Below are 16,157 nucleotides of genomic sequence, written 5' to 3' on the forward strand. Positions count from 1 at the left end.
ATAAGGAAGAGTTAATTGATGGCAATGCTGAACCTTGAACAGCTGGCGACCTTCAGGCTGGTGATTGCCAGAGGCAGCTTTTCTGCCGCGGCGCAGCAACTCGCGCTGTCACAACCGGCGGTGAGTTTGCAGGTCAGACAGCTTGAGCACTATTTCCAGGCCCGGCTGGTGGAGCGTACAGGCAAAGGGATTAAAGCGACTGCCGCCGGTCAGTCGCTGCTGGAACATAGCGAAAATATTGAGCTGGCGATCGCCTCAGCCAGGCAGTCGGTTGCCAGCCATGCGCAGGAAATTAGCGGCACTATTACCATCGGTACCGGCGCCACGGCCTGTATTCATCTGCTGCCAGCGATTTTGCGCCAGTTGCATCATGATTATCCGCTACTGACCATTGCGGTTACCACCGGCAATACCCGGCAGATGGTGAGCGCCGTTGAAGACAATCGCGTGGATATCGGTCTGGTCACGCTGCCGGCAACGGGTAAAAACGTGGCGATTGCCCCACTGATGCAGGATGAACTGGTGGCGATCTTTGCACAGAGCGACACCAGCAGTTGTGCCGCCCCTGATGCGGACCACCTGCACCCGCTGCCGGTAATTATTTTTGAGTCCGGCAGCGGTACCCGCGCGTTAATCGATCAGTGGTTTGCACAGTCGGGCCACCGCGTGAAACCGGTGATGGAACTGGGTAATATTGAAGCGATTAAACAGATGGTGATTGCCGGTCTGGGTTACAGCATCGTCCCGCGCATGGCGGTGAGCACGGCGACACAACGTCAGGGATTGTCGGTGCATTCGCTGCATCCGCCACTGACGCGCACCCTCGGTAGCGTGATGCGTCAGGATAAGCCGCTGAGCCGCGGAATGATAAAGCTGCTGGCTGGCCTGGACACGCGTCAGCCAGTAGGTAAATAATGGGTTGATTTATCGATAAAATTATCTGGGAGAAGCGTTGAAGATGTCTGTGATTACACCGGTAGAGAAGCAGTTCATAGCCTATAACGCCCACGATCTGGAGGCGTTTCTCGCCTGCTTTAGTGAGGACTTCACCGCCTGGCGGATGCCAGCGGATGCCCCCTCGTCGACGGGCAAAGCCGCACTGCGCGAGTTCTACGCCAACCATCGCTTTAATAATCCGGCACTGCGTGCCGAAGTGTTATCACGTACGGTACTTGGCAATAAAGTTTTCGATCACGAACTGATTTATGGCATCAATGAACAACCCATCGAAAGCATCGCGATCTTTGCCGTAGAAAACCAGCTGATTACCGATGCATGGTTCTGGTTTGCCTGATCGCACCCCGTGCGCTGGTTGTCGGCTTACAGTTGTGACTACAATAAGATAAGACAACTGGCAAACCACTTATCCTGAAGCCATCAGGATATAAATTAACAGGCAGGAGTTTTACCATGGCGAGTGAATACGCAATTATTGCCGGTGGCTGTTTCTGGTGTACCGAAGCGGTATTTAAAGATGTGATCGGTGTGGAAACCGTGGAAAGCGGTTATATCGGTGGCCACACCGTCAATCCAACCTATGAAGAAGTCTGCAGCGGAAAAACCGGCCATGCGGAAGGCATCCGCATCGGTTTCAATCCGCAACAGCTGAGTTATGGCGACCTGCTGGATATCAGCTTTGCCACCCATGATCCGACACAGCTGAATCGTCAGGGTAACGATATTGGTACCCAGTATCGCTCGGCGATTTTCCCGACCAGCGATGCCCAGCGCCAGGAAGCGGAGGCCGCGATTCAGCGCGCGCAGCAGGACCATCAACAGCCGGTGGTAACCACCATCGAAAGCGGTGAATGGTATCCGGCGGAAAACTACCATCAGGATTACTGGAGTGGTCGCGGCCAGCAGAATGGCTACTGTATGGCGGTCATTCCACCGAAATTGCAGAAGCTGCGCAAGAGCTATGCTAATCGGGTGAAGTCCCTGAAGCAGTAACCCCCCGCCGCGCAGTGCTCTGCGCGGTTATATCGTGCAGAGCACTCAGGGTTTACCCGCCACGTCGATCCGCTGCCCCCGCGCATCGATTAGCGCTTCACCATCCTCTTTACTGAACGCGCCCTGTTGTGGCGCGGGCAGAATCTCCAGCACCACTTCCGAAGGACGACACAGTCTGGTGCCAAGTGGCGTTACCACCACCGGTCGGTTCATCAGTATTGGCTGCGCCAGCATCAGATCGATCAATTGCGCATCGCTGAAACGGTCTTCTGCCAGCCCGAGTTGCTGATAAGGTTCCACATTAGTCCGCAGCAAAGCACGTACGCTGATCCCCATGGCGGCAATCAGCTCAGTCAGCTGCTGCCGTGAAGGCGGGTTTTGCAGATAGAGAACTATCGTCGGCTCAACGCCGCTATTACGGATCAGCGCCAGCGTATTACGCGAGGTGCCGCAGTCGGGATTGTGATAAATAGTGATATCGCTCATTAGAGACTCCTGCGAGAGGGTTATGCCGTTACCGACAGGCGGATAGCCAGCGCCAGCAGCGTGATAAACAGTACCGGCACGGTTATCACAATGCCGACCCGGAAATAGTAGCCCCATGAAACCGAGATGTTTTTTTGCGCCAGCACATGCAGCCAGAGCAGCGTCGCCAGGCTGCCAATCGGCGTGATCTTCGGCCCCAGATCGCAGCCAATTACATTGGCATAGATCATCGCCTGTTTCACCACCCCGCTTGCCTGGCTGGCATCAATAGAGAGCGCGCCAATCAGTACCGTCGGCATATTGTTCATTATCGACGAGAGCAGCGCACTCAGGAAACCGGTTCCCAGCGTGGCGACCCATAACCCCTGCCCGGCCAGACGATTAAGTACCGTGGCAAGATAGTCAGTCAGGCCGGCATTGCGCAGCCCGTAGACCACCAGATACATCCCTAAAGAGAACACCACGATTTGCCAGGGAGCTTCACGCAGAACTTTTGCCGTATTGATCACTTTACCCTGACGCGCCACCGTCAGCAAAATCAGCGCGGCGACGGCAGCCACCAGGCTAACCGGTACGCCAAGCGGCTCCAGCGCGAAAAAACCGACCAGTAGCAAAATCAGTACCCACCAGCCGGCTTTAAAGGTTCGCGCATCACGGATTGCCAGCTGTGGCGCTTTCAGCTTCTCTGGCTGATAGCGCAGTGGAATCGATTTAGCAAAGAACAGATGCAGCACTGCCAGCGTCGCAATAATCGTCACCAGGTCCACCGGGATCATCACCGCGGCATAGTCGTTAAAACCCAGCCGGAAAAAGTCTGCCGAAACAATATTGACCAGGTTCGACACCACCAGCGGCAGGCTGGAGGCATCGGCGATAAACCCTGCCGCCATCACAAAAGCCAGCGTGGCGCCACGGCTGTAGCCTAATGCCAGCAGCATGGCGATCACAATCGGTGTTAAAATCAGCGCGGCGCCATCATTGGCAAACAGTGCCGCAACCGCCGCTCCCAGCAGAATAATCCAGCTAAATAACAGCCGGCCATGGCCTTTCCCCCAACGCGCGACATGCAGCGCCGCCCATTCAAAAAATCCCGACTCATCAAGCAGCAGACTGATAATAATCACTGCGATAAAGGTTGCGGTGGCGTTCCAGACAATCTGCCACACCTGCGGAATATCTGCGGGCTGCACCACACCGCTCAGCAGCGCCAGGCCAGCGCCGATCATCGCGCTCCAGCCGATATTTAACCCGCGTGGTTGCCAGATCACTAACACCAGCGTCAGAACAAAGATTGCCACAGCCATCCACATTACCGCCTCCTTACACATATGAATTTTCGAATATGTTTAGTTAAATTTTTTATCAACAGACGGATTTTCCGCCGCTGGCGCAACAGCAGTCATGCAGTACTTTAATCAGCGTGGCGACCTGTTCAGACTGACTTTGCCAGGTTTGTTCAATCAGTGTGGCGGCCCAGGCAGGCAGATGTGCAGAGAGCTGGTAATAGATCCACTTACCCTGGCGGCGATCAACTAACACCCCGCCTTCCCTGAGCATGGCAAGGTGACGGGATATTTTAGGCTGAGGAAGCTGCAACGCCGCCGCGATATCACAGACACACAGCTCGCCGGTGGCACGCAGCAGCAGCACCATATTGAGTCGGGTCTCATCGGACAGATACTTGAACAGTTGCAGCGGACTTAACGGGCTCATGGTCACTCCTTAATTCTGGCACTATGTTAACTGCGGTGGCGATACTGTCAACAACATATATGAAAAAACGAATATGACTAATGGATAGTCGACAAACGCCACCTGCCTGCGCAACAGGCTAATCAGGTGGTATGCCAGCAGAACAGTACGGATTAAAAAAGGTGAATGGTTACGCCTTAACCGAATATAACAAAAGGGAAAAAATCTGCTTGACCGTACCGCGCCGACTCCCTATAGTAGCGCCCCGTTGCCCTCTACGGAGGATAACGCGAAAAAATACGGTGAGGTGTCCGAGTGGCTGAAGGAGCACGCCTGGAAAGTGTGTATACGGCAACGTATCGAGGGTTCGAACCCCTCTCTCACCGCCACATTCTGCATAAGAGCTCGAACTCAGGTTCGGGCTTTTTTGTTTTTATATTCCCCGAACGAGAGAGGGGTGAGAACCCTCGACCTCGGGGGTTCGACAAAACGGCAGGATTGCCGTTTTGCACAGCCGCAGGCTGCCCGCAGGGCGAGGCACATGGATGTGCCGAGTGATACCTCTCTCACCGCCACATTCTGCATAAGAGCTCGAACTCAGGTTCGGGCTTTTTTGTTTTTTATATTCCCCGAACGATATTGGTCCCGTAGCTAAGGTGCAAACCATCGGGACGGGAGCCATTAATGGCTCCCTGGTGTAGGGGAGCCATTAATGGCTCCCCTACACCAGGGAGCGATATTCTTTCGTAGGGGCGGCATTTATGCCGCCCTGGCCGGAAACATAAAAAAGCCCGGACTTACGTCCGGGCTTGCGGCTACAGACTAACTCAACTAACTATAAGCATGTAGCGTGCGCTGACAGAGCATCGAGCGCACACAGTCATCTTTACCAAAACGTACGATACCAATCATCTCGTCTTCCTCGAAGCGCGCTAAGGCATCGCTGAGGCCCGACTGCACATGGGACGGCAAATCACACTGGGTAATATCACCGTTGACAATGACCGTCACGTTTTCACCAAGGCGGGTCAGAAACATCTTCATCTGGGCGGCGGTGACATTTTGCGCCTCATCAAGGATCACCACGGCGTTTTCAAAGGTGCGTCCGCGCATATAAGCAAAGGGCGCGATTTCGACCTTACCGATTTCAGGTCGCAGGCAGTACTGCATAAAGGAAGAACCCAGACGTTTAACCAGAACGTCATACACTGGCCGGAAATAGGGGGCGAACTTCTCAGAGATATCCCCGGGCAGGAATCCCAAATCCTCATCCGCTTGTAATACCGGGCGCGTAACAATAATCCTGTCAACATCCTTATGTATCAGGGCCTCAGCCGCTTTGGCGGCACTGATCCAGGTTTTACCGCAGCCGGCTTCGCCGGTAGCGAAGATCAGTTGTTTCTTTTCTATGGCATTGAGATAGTGCGCCTGAGCTTCATTTCTGGCTTCGATCGGGGAATGGTCGCGCGTATCACGCGCCATGCCGATAGAATCCAGCCCACCCATCTGCACCAGCGAGGTGACCGATTCTTCTTCACGCTGACGGTGACTGCGTGAATCGCTACGAAGCACACGTTTTGCTTCACGACGAGCTTTGATCACTGCTTTCTGTCTTCCCATAGTGGCACCTTACAGTTGGTTTCATTTCCCGCTTCTCTGAGTCAGAGCAGCGATTACGTGAACGCTTTAGAGGTCGTGGCTTCCTTTTAAGCCTTGAATAGCCATTGAAAAAGTGCGTACAGAGGCCGAAGCGTATTACGCACCGGAAAACGCCTGTCGGTTTGAATGAGCCTGTGGAAACAGAAAAGAGAAGAAAATATTGTTGAGGAAGAGATGCCCTCGCGAGGAAAAGCGATGAAATACGCGTTAAGACCTAATTGTCCTGATACTGCTTTTTCCATTCGCGATCTCCATAGTAAAACCTGAACATATCTGACTACCGCTAAGATTAAGGTGCATCAAACCTCCACCAGATTGCAACATTATTTTTACTTCCCATCGAGGAAAAAAGCACCATTACAATATTGTAATTAGAGCTTAAATAATTTTTTCTTTATAAAACAAATAGTTTTAATTTCTGGCAGGCAGGAGAGTGAAGCAGGCAATTCGTATCAAATAATGACGGCAGGCACATTAAGGTAAATTTAGGCTAAAAACCAGCCGCCGCTTCGGACAGCAAGCGGCGGCCAGAGGAAGTATCAGGCTTCAAGTAACGCTTGTGCCAGATAATGTTTATCGTCAGCCACCCCAGGTAAGGCGAAAAAATAACCGCCGCCGACAGGTTTGATATACTCTTCCAGCGCTTCGCCATTTAAACGCTTCTGCACCGTCAGGAAGCCTTTTTCTAAATCATGCTGGTAGCAAACAAATAACAGGCCCATCTCCAGCTGACCAGAATGAGAGACGCCCAGCGAATAACTATAACCCCGGCGCAACATCAGGCTGCTGCTGGTTTCCTGCGTACGCGGGTTAGCCAGACGAATATGCGCATCCAGCGGGATCATACTGCCATCCGGATCTTTACTATAATCCGGCACATCATGCTCATTCTGCATCCCCAGCGGCGCACCGCTGTGCTTTTCCCGACCAAAGATGGTCTGCTGCTCGCGCAGCGGAGTACGGTCCCAGAACTCGACGCGAAACTGAATAATCCTTACCGCCTGATAACTGCCGCCCAGCGTCCAGGCCGGTTCGCCCTGCCCGGCGCCCACCCACAGGATATTATCCATCAGTGCGCCATTGCTGGTATCCGGATTAGCGGTACCGTCTTTAAAGCCCAGCAGGTTAATCGGTGTCTCTTTACCACGACTACGCGCCGCATGGTCGGAAATAAAACCTTCCCGCCGCCAGCGCACACTCAGCAGATCCGGCGAATGCTTGATAATATCGCGCAGCGCATGGATCACCGTATCGTTGGTATTGGCGCAGATCTGCAGCAACAGGTCGCCGTGACACAAGCTGGCATCCAGCGCGTCATTCGGAAAACGCGTCATGCTTTGCAGTTTCAGCGGTTTCAAATGCTGCAAACCAAAACGCTCATCGAACAACGAAGATCCAAGAGACACGGTGATAGTAAGATTATCGGGATAGATATTTTCACCAAGAATGCCGGAGTCCATCGGCGGCAGTTGCGGATTAGTCACCAGCGGCGCTTTACCGCCGGTGGTTAAAAACGCAATACGACGGGTCAGCAAGCTAAACAGCCGCTGCAGATCGTTCTTATCCGCCGCCAGCACATCAAAAGCCACCAGCATCATCGCGGCCTGTTGCGGGGTAACAATCCCCGCCTGGTGAGGGCCGTAAAAAGGCTGCTGCTCCATCCGTGCACCAGGTGATAATGCGCCAGGGGAGAAGGATTTATCTTCCGCCGCGGCGGCGGCCATCGGACAGCCGCCACCGACAGCGAGGGCACCGCTAAGGATGCCCATGCCTTTCAATAATCGCCGACGCGACGGCATTGTCGCATCATACTCTTTTGCCATTTATGCTTAATCCAGGCCTAAAGTACCACGCAACAAAGAGAGATCTTCAGCCAGCGAAGTGATCGGCCCTTTTAGCGCATTACGATCGGCAGTAGTGAGTTTATCGTAGGACTGATAACCATCTTTGGTACGATACTTATCAAGGATACTGTCCACTTTCCTGAAGTTGGCATCTACTTTCGCCAGCAGCTCCGGGTTGGCTTTCACCAGCAACGGACGCAGCAGGTTCACAATTTTCTGCGCGCCATCGACATTCGCGCGGAAGTCCCACAGATCGGTACGGCTGTAACGATCTTCTTCACCGGAGATCTTGCTGGAGGCCACTTCTTCAATCAGACCGGCGGCACCGCCCACGACTTTGCCCGGCGGGAATGCCAGCTCATTGATGCGGGTTTGCAGATCCAGGGTGTCTTTATACAGACGGTCAGCAAATTCATCCATACCTTTGGTGGTGTTATCGCCAAATAGCGCTTTCTCCAGGCGGTGGAAACCGGTGAAGTTAGGATCTTCCGCTTTCTTCTCGAAGTCGTCTTCACGCGCATCAATGCTGCCATCCAGGTCGGAGAACAGCTCAGCAATCGGCTCAATACGCTCATAATGCTGACGGGTTGGCGCAAACAGTGCTTTGGCTTTGGCTATATCTCCGGCTTTCACCGCATCGGTAAAGGCTTTGGTTCCGAGCACCAGCTGATCAACCTCTTTCGTGACATACACTTTATATTCGGCAATCGGGCCGACCAGCTGCAGCACATCTGGCTTGCCGTCATTCACTTTCGCGCCGCTGTCCTTCACAATCAGCTTGCCTTTTGGATTACTCAACAGGCCGCAGGTCATATCATACTCACCGGCTTCCAGATTAGCCGTCATCTTCTGGGTAAAACCAGGGGCGATATTTTCGCGCTCCTCGACCACCATCACCCCTTTCAGGATCTCCCACTCCAGCCCTTTCTGGCTGTCGTTTTTGATAATAAACTGGGTTTTACCGGCGTTTACCGTCAGGGACATCGGCTCACACTGTTTGTCGTTAACGCTAATTTTTACCTGTTGAACATCAGCGGCCTGCACGGCGCCAGACGCGGCAGAAATCGCCAACAGCGCGACATACAGCGCCTTGCGACGAAAACGAATAGTCATACACTTTCCCTTTTAGTTGGTTTAAATGCGCGCCACAGGACGCGCTGTTACCCAGCTTAGCGCGAGCTTCTCACTGCGGAAGCCGTTGGTCGTGCCGGCATAAAGAACAGCAGCAACGCCGGAATCAGATAGACAAAGTACACCGCCACTTCACTGACGGTTGGCGTTTCCTGATAACCCAAAATACCTTCCAGCAGCGTGCCGAACAGGGTATGGGTTGAGAGTGAATTACTCAGGTCAAAGGCGATATCCTGGAAGTGATTCCACAGGCCAGCTTCATGAAAGGCGCGGATGGCGCCCGCCGCCAGACCCGCGGCGACAAACAGAATAAACAGGCTGCTCCATTTGAAAAACTTCGCCAGATTAAGCCGCACGCCGCCCCAGTAGAGCAACATGCCGAGAATCACCGCCACGGCCAGCCCAAGCATCGCCCCCGCTGGCGGCCCGATGCCCAGATCCTGCTGAAAAGCCGCCAGCAGGAAAAATACCGACTCCAGCCCTTCGCGCGCCACGGCGAGAAACACCATCAGCACCAGCGCCCAGCCATTGTTATTACCTTTCTGCAAGGCATGGTCGACGGCGTCTTCCAGCTGGGCTTTCACATTACGTGACACCCTGCGCATCCAGAACACCATATAGGTGAGGATCGCGACCGCAATCACCGCCACGATGCCTTCAAACAGTTCCTGCTGTTTCTGCGGGAATTCACCGGTGGTTTCATTGATAAATACGCCCACCGCCAGGCAGAGCGCCACGGCGATAACTACCCCGATCCACATGGCACCAAACCATTTCGCGCGTTGGGTACGTTTCAGGTAGCTGGCAATCAGACTAACAATCAGCGCCGCCTCTAATCCTTCACGTAACATAATAAGAAATGGAACAAACATGCCTGAACACCTCAAATGTGAAACTTAGGTCAACGGGAAGTAAAGAAGCGTAAATCAAAACGATATCGATTATCATTATCGCCAGTAAAAATACAAGAGGCGGCCCGGGTATTTTGTGCATTTGCGAGGGCTTCCGGCAAAAAAATGGCCCCGCGCCATACGGGGCCATTAGCGACGGGATAAAACCCGCCGTGTAACCGAACGGTAACAAACTAGTCGGCGTTGAATTCCGCCTCTGCCGCCGCAAAACGCAATTGCGCCGCCTGAGATGGCGCCTGACCCAGCAGGCTGACCAGCACAATCGCTATACTGGCGAAGATAAAGCCCGGGATAATTTCATACAGATCCAGCCAGGCATACTGCTTCCACACCAGCACGGTTACCGCACCAATAATCATCCCCGCCAGCGCACCGTTACGGGTGGTCCGCGACCAGCACACCGAGAACAGTACCACCGGACCAAAGGCGGCGCCGAAGCCCGCCCAGGCATAGCTCACCAGGCCCAGCACGCGGTTATCCGGATTGGCGGCCAGCGCAATGGCAATCACCGCCACCAGCAGTACCATCATACGGCCAACCCACACCAGCTCACGCTGGCTGGCATTTTTGCGCAGAAAACTTTTATACAGATCTTCGGTAAGTGCGCTGGAGCACACCAGCAACTGGCAGCTGAGCGTCGACATCACCGCCGCCAGAATCGCCGACAGCAGAATACCGGCAATCCATGGATTAAACAGAATTCGCGCCAGTTCAATAAACACCCGCTCGCCGTTTTCGCTGACGCCCGTCGCCTGAGCGGGGTTATTCTGGAAGTAAGCGATACCAAAGAAGCCCACCGCCACCGCGCCGCCGAGGCAGAGGATCATCCACGCCATACCGATACGACGTGCGGTACGGATTGAACGATGGGAGTCTGCCGCCATAAACCGCGCCAGAATATGGGGCTGACCAAAGTAGCCCAGCCCCCAGCCCAGCAGGGAGATCACCGCAACGAAATTCAGCCCTTTCAGCATATCGAGGTTCTCCAGGCTTTTCGCCTCAATCACCTGCAGCGAATCGCTGACGCCGCCAACCGCGAAGATCACCATCACCGGCGTCAGGATCAGGGCAAAAATCATCAGACTGGCCTGCACGGTATCGGTCCAGCTCACCGCCAGAAAACCGCCAACAAAGGTATAAGCAATGGTGGCGGCGGCACCGGCCCAGAGCGCGGTTTCGTAGCTCATGCCAAAGGTGCTTTCAAACAGACGCGCACCGGCGACAATCCCGGAAGCGCAGTAGATGGTGAAGAACACCAGGATGACCATGGCGGAAATCACCCGCAGTAACTTGCTGTTATCTTCAAAACGGCTGGAAAAGAAGTCCGGCAGCGTCAGTGCGTTATCGTGGTGCTCGGTTTGCACCCGCAAGCGTCCGGCAACAATTTTCCAGTTAAGCCAGGCGCCAATCGTCAGCCCGATAGCAATCCAGCTTTCTGAAATTCCCGAGAGGAATATCGCTCCGGGCAATCCCATCAGTAGCCAGCCACTCATATCCGAGGCCCCCGCCGACAGCGCGGTCACCACACTGCCAAGGCTGCGACCGCCTAAGATATAGTCATCAAAGTTTTTTGTTGAGCGGTAAGCGAGAAAACCGATCAACACCATGCCAAGAATATAAACACTAAAGGTCACCATCATTGGTGTACTTATCGTCATCCAGGTTCTCCATTTTTTATCGATTTATTGTAGCGGGTGATTTTTGCTCTCTGCCACCGCCGGAACGTAGCGGTAACACCACCTTCAACCCCGAGGCGCGGTATCCTGCCGGAAAGCCGTTATGCGCACAATGGATTTAACACATTCATTACCGCCAGTTCACCTGTAACGCGATGAAAAAAGTCCGCAGGTTGCACCCGATCACAGTTTTCACAGTTGCACCTGATAACAACCCGAATAATATTGAGGATTTACAGGCATTACAGAACTGGCGAGGATCTTGCAGCAATAACCATGCCGCTTTCAGAGCGTTAACATTTAACGCCGTGTCCGGCTTGTTAAGCAGGTCACAATTAACAAGGTTGCACAAAGTTGCAACATAAGTGATATTGCTGCTGATTATCATCATTTTTCATTTTGAGGAGTATTTCAGGCATGGCAACAACCACCATGGGTGTCAAGCTAGATGAAGCCACACGCGATCGGATTAAACTGGCCGCGCAGAAAATTGATCGCACGCCGCACTGGCTAATTAAACAGGCTATTTTCAACTACTTATCCCATCTTGAGACAGGTGATGCCGTGCCGGAAATCGCGCTTAACAGCGCGTTGAATGAAAATGATGAGCAACCGGCTGAAGAGTACCATCAGCCTTTCCTCGACTTTGCGGAACATATTTTGCCACAGTCGGTCACCCGCGCGGCAATTACCTCCGCCTGGCGTCGTCCGGAGACGGAAGCCGTCGCCATGATGCTGGAGCAGGCGCGTCTGCCCGCCCCGCTGGCGCAGAAAACCCATCAACTGGCCAGTACGCTGGCGGAGAAGCTGCGGCACCAAAAAGGGGCAACCGGACGCGCCGGCATGGTGCAAAGCCTGCTGCAGGAGTTCTCACTCTCCTCGCAGGAAGGGGTCGCGCTGATGTGCCTGGCGGAAGCGCTGCTGCGTATCCCGGATAAACCTACCCGCGATGCGTTAATTCGCGACAAAATCAGCAACGGCAACTGGCAATCACACCTCGGCCGCAGCCCTTCCCTGTTCGTCAATGCTGCCACCTGGGGGCTGCTGTTTACCGGTCGTCTGGTCTCCACGCATAATGAGGCCAGCCTATCGCACTCGCTCAATCGCATTATTGGTAAAAGCGGTGAGCCGCTGATCCGTAAAGGCGTTGATATGGCAATGCGGCTGATGGGCGAACAGTTTGTTACCGGCGAAACCATTGCCGAAGCGCTGGCCAATGCGCGCAAGCTGGAAGAGAAAGGCTTCCGCTACTCCTACGATATGCTGGGCGAAGCGGCGCTGACCGACGACGATGCTAAAGCCTACCTGCTCTCGTATCAACAGGCGATTAACGCCATTGGTAAAGCCTCCAATGGTCGCGGCATTTATGAAGGGCCGGGCATCTCCATCAAACTGTCGGCGCTGCATCCGCGCTACAGCCGTGCCCAGTATGAGCGGGTAATGGACGAACTCTACCCTGTCCTGAAATCCCTGACGCTGCTGGCGCGCAGCTACGATATCGGCATTAATATCGATGCTGAAGAGGCTGACCGGCTGGAGCTGTCGCTGGATCTGCTGGAGCGGCTCTGCTTCGAACCCGAACTGGAAGGCTGGAACGGTATTGGCTTTGTGATTCAGGCCTATATGAAACGCTGTCCGTTCGTGATCGACTCACTGATCGATATGGCGCAGCGCAGCCGTCGCCGTCTGATGATCCGCCTGGTAAAAGGCGCCTACTGGGACAGCGAAATCAAACGCGCCCAGCTGGATGGGCTGGAAGGCTACCCGGTTTACACCCGCAAGGTCTATACCGATATCTCCTACCTCGCCTGCGCGCGCAAACTGCTGGCGGTGCCCAATCTGATCTATCCGCAGTTTGCCACCCATAACGCCCATACGCTGGCGGCGATCTATCAGCTGGCGGGCAATAACTACTATCCGGGACAGTATGAGTTTCAGTGCCTGCATGGTATGGGCGAACCGCTGTACGAGCAGGTGGTGGGAAAAGTCGCCGATGGCAAACTGAACCGTCCGTGCCGCATCTATGCGCCGGTCGGAACACATGAAACGCTGCTGGCGTATCTGGTGCGCCGCCTGCTGGAAAATGGCGCTAACACCTCTTTTGTCAATCGCATCGCCGATACCAGCCTGCCGATTGATGAACTGGTGGCCGATCCGGTGGCGGCAGTGGAAAAACTGGCGGCAGCAGAAGGCGCGGTGGGTTTACCGCATCCGAAAATCCCGCTGCCGCGCGAACTGTATGGCAGCAAACGGCAGAACGCCGCCGGGCTGGATCTGGCAAATGAACATCGTCTGGCGTCACTCTCCAGCGCTCTGCTGCACAGCGCCAGTCAGCCATGGCTGGCACAGCCGATGATTGACGGTGAAACCGTCAGCGGCGCCACCCGAGCGGTGGTGAATCCGGCAGAGCCAAAAGACATAGTCGGCGAAGTCCGTGAAGCCAGCGAGCAGGAGGTTTCCACCGCGCTGGATGCCGCGGTTAATGCCGGATCTATCTGGTTCGCTACCCCGCCGCAGGAGCGGGCAGCGATTCTCGAACGCGCCGCGATGCTAATGGAAGGCCAGATGCAGCAGCTGATGGGGATTCTGGTCCGTGAGGCCGGAAAAACCTTCAGCAATGCAATCGCCGAAGTGCGTGAAGCGGTAGACTTCCTGCACTACTATGCCGGTCAGGTGCGCGATGATTTCGATAACGAAACCCATCGCCCGCTGGGGCCGGTAGTCTGTATCAGCCCGTGGAACTTTCCGCTGGCGATTTTCACCGGTCAGATTGCTGCCGCGTTGGCGGCCGGAAATAGCGTACTGGCGAAACCGGCAGAACAGACGCCATTAATTGCCGCTCAGGCGGTTCAGATCCTGCTGGATGCTGGCGTACCGGCGGGTGTACTTCAGCTGCTGCCGGGGCGCGGTGAAACTGTCGGCGCGCAGTTAACCGGCGATGAGCGGGTACGCGGCGTGATGTTTACCGGCTCCACCGCCGTCGCCACTCTGCTGCAGCGCAATATTGCCGGGCGTCTTGATCCGCAGGGCCGCCCGACACCGCTGATTGCCGAAACCGGCGGTATGAATGCCATGATTGTCGACTCCTCCGCTCTTACCGAGCAGGTGGTGACTGATATCGTCGCCTCGGCGTTCGACAGCGCCGGACAGCGCTGTTCCGCGCTGCGCCTGCTGTGTATTCAGGAGGACGTTGCCGAACATACGCTGAAAATGTTGCGTGGTGCGATGGCCGAATGCCGCATGGGCAACCCGGAACGTCTCTCTACCGATATTGGCCCGGTGATTGATGCCGAAGCGAAAGAGAATATCGATCGTCATATTCAGGCGATGCGTGCCAAAGGTCTGAAAGTCTATCAGGCCGCCCGGCAGAATCCGCAGGACAGCAAGGAGTGGGCACAGGGTACCTTTGTAATGCCGACGCTGATTGAGCTGAATGCGGTTGAAGATCTGGATAAAGAGGTCTTTGGTCCGGTGCTGCATGTGGTGCGTTTCCAGCGCAACGCCTTGCCGTCGCTGGTAGAACAGATCAATGCCTCCGGTTATGGTCTGACCCTCGGCGTGCACACGCGAATTGATGAAACCATTAATCAGGTCACCCTGAGCGCGAAAGTCGGCAACCTGTATGTGAACCGCAATATGGTTGGCGCGGTGGTCGGCGTCCAGCCGTTTGGCGGAGAAGGTCTCTCCGGCACTGGCCCCAAAGCCGGCGGCCCGCTCTATCTCTACCGGCTGCTGTCGCACCGCCCGGATGGCGCGCTGCGCGTCACGCTGGATCGTCAGGATGCCGAACGTCCGCTGGATGCAACCCTGCGTCCGGTGCTGCAGGCGCCGCACCAGCAACTGAGCGACTGGGCCGCGGATAAACCACAACTGGCCGCCATCTGTCAGCGCTATGGGCAACTGGCCCAGGGGGGAACGCTGCGCCTGCTGCCGGGGCCAACCGGCGAACGCAACAGTTTTGCCCTGCTGCCGCGCGAACGGGTGCTCTGTCTGGCGGATAATGACGACGACCGTCTGATTCAGTTGGCGGCGGTAACCAGCGTCGGCAGCCGCGCCCTGTGGCCGCAGGAGCCGTCATATCGCACGCTGTTTGCCACCCTGCCAGCGGCGGTGCAGGCACGTATCGACTTTGCCGCCGATGTACTGGCCAGCGAACAGGCGTTTGATGCAGTGATCTATCATGGCGATGCCGATCAGCTGCGTGAACTTTGCGCGCGCGTGGCCGCACGCGATGGCGCAATCGTCTCAGTGCAGGGTTTTGCGCGCGGCGAAAGCAATCTGTTGCTGGAACGCCTGCTGATCGAACGGTCGCTTAGCGTCAATACCGCTGCGGCGGGCGGTAACGCCAGTCTGATGACCATCGGCTAAGGCACGGGAGCCATTAATGTGGCGGGAGCCATTAATGGCTCCCCTACATCAGGGGGCAGATATTCTTCTATAGGGGCGGCATTAATGTACAACCGCCACATGGGTTACAGATCTGACCGGCCACATGGGTAACACATTTAGGTCGGGTCGATCCGGATGATACTCTGCTCAACTCTGTCGTAGTAAGCAAGTATCATCCGGTCGAACAGGATCGCGTCCAGTCCGTCATCCACCTCCAGAACCCTTACGTACTCCCCCTGTAGCGCTTCGCTCAGGAACAGCCCTCCACCGATTTTTATCGCCCCCTTCGGTGACACCAGACAGAGCGCTGAGCTTTCCGGATACTCCACATCCGGCACTTTTCCGTCCCAGATTCGTAATGAAGGGACCCATACCGATGAGGGCGGTTGCCCGCCATGCGCCTCATGTGGCCTCTCATG

12 protein-coding genes, 1 tRNA gene, 1 other RNA gene and 1 pseudogene are annotated in these 16,157 nt (G+C 55.2%); 6 read left to right on the forward strand and 9 right to left on the reverse strand.

Annotated features, from left to right (window positions below; genetic code table 11):
- Positions 1–18 precede the first annotated feature (18 nt).
- From JWF83_RS20605 to msrA, 3 genes are all read left to right on the forward strand, one after another.
- Positions 19–915 carry a LysR family transcriptional regulator gene (locus JWF83_RS20605; protein ID WP_413652278.1) on the forward strand — a complete coding sequence of 299 codons (897 nt, stop codon included), beginning with the start codon at positions 19–21 and terminating at the stop codon, positions 913–915.
- Positions 916–958: 43 nt separating this feature from the next.
- On the forward strand, positions 959–1,294 hold the full coding sequence (locus JWF83_RS20610; protein ID WP_413652279.1) for a nuclear transport factor 2 family protein: 336 nt from the start codon (positions 959–961) through the stop codon (positions 1,292–1,294).
- A 116-nt stretch (positions 1,295–1,410) separates the two neighbouring features.
- Positions 1,411–1,950 (forward strand): peptide-methionine (S)-S-oxide reductase MsrA, encoded by a 540-nt coding sequence (gene msrA, locus JWF83_RS20615; RefSeq protein ID WP_413652280.1) that lies wholly within the window; start codon positions 1,411–1,413, stop codon positions 1,948–1,950.
- Positions 1,951–1,995: 45 nt separating this feature from the next.
- Here msrA and arsC read toward each other — a convergent pair whose 3' ends face one another.
- The 3 genes from arsC to JWF83_RS20630 are packed head-to-tail and all read right to left on the reverse strand — an operon-like array spanning position 1,996 to position 4,149.
- Positions 1,996–2,436, reverse strand: a complete 441-nt coding sequence (gene arsC, locus JWF83_RS20620) for a glutaredoxin-dependent arsenate reductase (RefSeq protein ID WP_413652281.1) — start codon at positions 2,434–2,436, stop codon at positions 1,996–1,998.
- A 20-nt stretch (positions 2,437–2,456) separates the two neighbouring features.
- Entirely contained in the window at positions 2,457–3,746 is a 1,290-nt protein-coding gene (locus JWF83_RS20625; protein ID WP_413652283.1) for an arsenic transporter, read from the reverse strand.
- A gap of 52 nt (positions 3,747–3,798) precedes the next feature.
- A complete protein-coding gene (locus JWF83_RS20630) occupies positions 3,799–4,149 on the reverse strand; it encodes a metalloregulator ArsR/SmtB family transcription factor (RefSeq protein WP_413652285.1) in 351 nt (116 codons plus the stop codon).
- A 280-nt stretch (positions 4,150–4,429) separates the two neighbouring features.
- Between JWF83_RS20630 and JWF83_RS20635 the strand changes: the two genes are divergently transcribed.
- Both JWF83_RS20635 and JWF83_RS20640 read left to right on the forward strand, forming a co-directional pair.
- Positions 4,430–4,517 (forward strand) — tRNA-Ser (locus JWF83_RS20635).
- A 47-nt stretch (positions 4,518–4,564) separates the two neighbouring features.
- Positions 4,565–4,703: non-coding RNA, RtT sRNA (locus tag JWF83_RS20640), on the forward strand.
- A gap of 256 nt (positions 4,704–4,959) precedes the next feature.
- Here JWF83_RS20640 and phoH read toward each other — a convergent pair.
- The 5 genes from phoH to putP form a co-directional block, all read right to left on the reverse strand.
- The gene (phoH, locus tag JWF83_RS20645) at positions 4,960–5,748 is read right to left on the reverse strand and encodes a phosphate starvation-inducible protein PhoH (RefSeq protein ID WP_017800028.1); all 789 of its coding nucleotides are present in this window, start codon (positions 5,746–5,748) and stop codon (positions 4,960–4,962) included.
- A gap of 578 nt (positions 5,749–6,326) precedes the next feature.
- Positions 6,327–7,610 (reverse strand): iron uptake transporter deferrochelatase/peroxidase subunit, encoded by a 1,284-nt coding sequence (gene efeB, locus JWF83_RS20650; RefSeq protein WP_413652287.1) that lies wholly within the window; start codon positions 7,608–7,610, stop codon positions 6,327–6,329.
- A 6-nt stretch (positions 7,611–7,616) separates the two neighbouring features.
- The gene (efeO, locus tag JWF83_RS20655) at positions 7,617–8,744 is read right to left on the reverse strand and encodes an iron uptake system protein EfeO (RefSeq protein ID WP_413652289.1); all 1,128 of its coding nucleotides are present in this window, start codon (positions 8,742–8,744) and stop codon (positions 7,617–7,619) included.
- Positions 8,745–8,800: 56 nt separating this feature from the next.
- Positions 8,801–9,634 (reverse strand): iron uptake transporter permease EfeU, encoded by an 834-nt coding sequence (efeU, locus tag JWF83_RS20660; protein WP_413652291.1) that lies wholly within the window; start codon positions 9,632–9,634, stop codon positions 8,801–8,803.
- A 212-nt stretch (positions 9,635–9,846) separates the two neighbouring features.
- On the reverse strand, positions 9,847–11,331 hold the full coding sequence (gene putP, locus JWF83_RS20665) for a sodium/proline symporter PutP (protein WP_413652292.1): 1,485 nt from the start codon (positions 11,329–11,331) through the stop codon (positions 9,847–9,849).
- A gap of 435 nt (positions 11,332–11,766) precedes the next feature.
- Here putP and putA point away from each other — a divergent pair, with 435 nt between their 5' ends.
- The gene (putA, locus tag JWF83_RS20670; protein WP_413652294.1) at positions 11,767–15,717 is read left to right on the forward strand and encodes a trifunctional transcriptional regulator/proline dehydrogenase/L-glutamate gamma-semialdehyde dehydrogenase; all 3,951 of its coding nucleotides are present in this window, start codon (positions 11,767–11,769) and stop codon (positions 15,715–15,717) included.
- A gap of 137 nt (positions 15,718–15,854) precedes the next feature.
- On the opposite strand, the pseudogene JWF83_RS20675 reads toward putA, so the two are convergent.
- Positions 15,855–16,157, reverse strand: a pseudogene (locus JWF83_RS20675) (transposase); the annotation flags it as partial.

It is taken from the genome of Pantoea sp. B65, assembly GCF_047308185.1.
Lineage (GTDB): Bacteria > Pseudomonadota > Gammaproteobacteria > Enterobacterales > Enterobacteriaceae > Erwinia.

Bases quoted from the DNA above. Each gene is read 5' to 3' on its own strand.
- JWF83_RS20605 (WP_413652278.1), top strand. From the start codon at position 19: ATGGCAATGCTGAACCTTGAACAGCTGGCGACCTTCAGGCTGGTGATT.
- JWF83_RS20610 (WP_413652279.1), top strand. From the start codon at position 959: ATGTCTGTGATTACACCGGTAGAGAAGCAGTTCATAGCCTATAACGCC.
- msrA (WP_413652280.1), top strand. From the start codon at position 1,411: ATGGCGAGTGAATACGCAATTATTGCCGGTGGCTGTTTCTGGTGTACC.
- arsC (WP_413652281.1), bottom strand. From the start codon at position 2,436: ATGAGCGATATCACTATTTATCACAATCCCGACTGCGGCACCTCGCGT.
- JWF83_RS20625 (WP_413652283.1), bottom strand. From the start codon at position 3,746: ATGTGGATGGCTGTGGCAATCTTTGTTCTGACGCTGGTGTTAGTGATC.
- JWF83_RS20630 (WP_413652285.1), bottom strand. From the start codon at position 4,149: ATGAGCCCGTTAAGTCCGCTGCAACTGTTCAAGTATCTGTCCGATGAG.
- phoH (WP_017800028.1), bottom strand. From the start codon at position 5,748: ATGGGAAGACAGAAAGCAGTGATCAAAGCTCGTCGTGAAGCAAAACGT.
- efeB (WP_413652287.1), bottom strand. From the start codon at position 7,610: ATGGCAAAAGAGTATGATGCGACAATGCCGTCGCGTCGGCGATTATTG.
- efeO (WP_413652289.1), bottom strand. From the start codon at position 8,744: ATGACTATTCGTTTTCGTCGCAAGGCGCTGTATGTCGCGCTGTTGGCG.
- efeU (WP_413652291.1), bottom strand. From the start codon at position 9,634: ATGTTTGTTCCATTTCTTATTATGTTACGTGAAGGATTAGAGGCGGCG.
- putP (WP_413652292.1), bottom strand. From the start codon at position 11,331: ATGACGATAAGTACACCAATGATGGTGACCTTTAGTGTTTATATTCTT.
- putA (WP_413652294.1), top strand. From the start codon at position 11,767: ATGGCAACAACCACCATGGGTGTCAAGCTAGATGAAGCCACACGCGAT.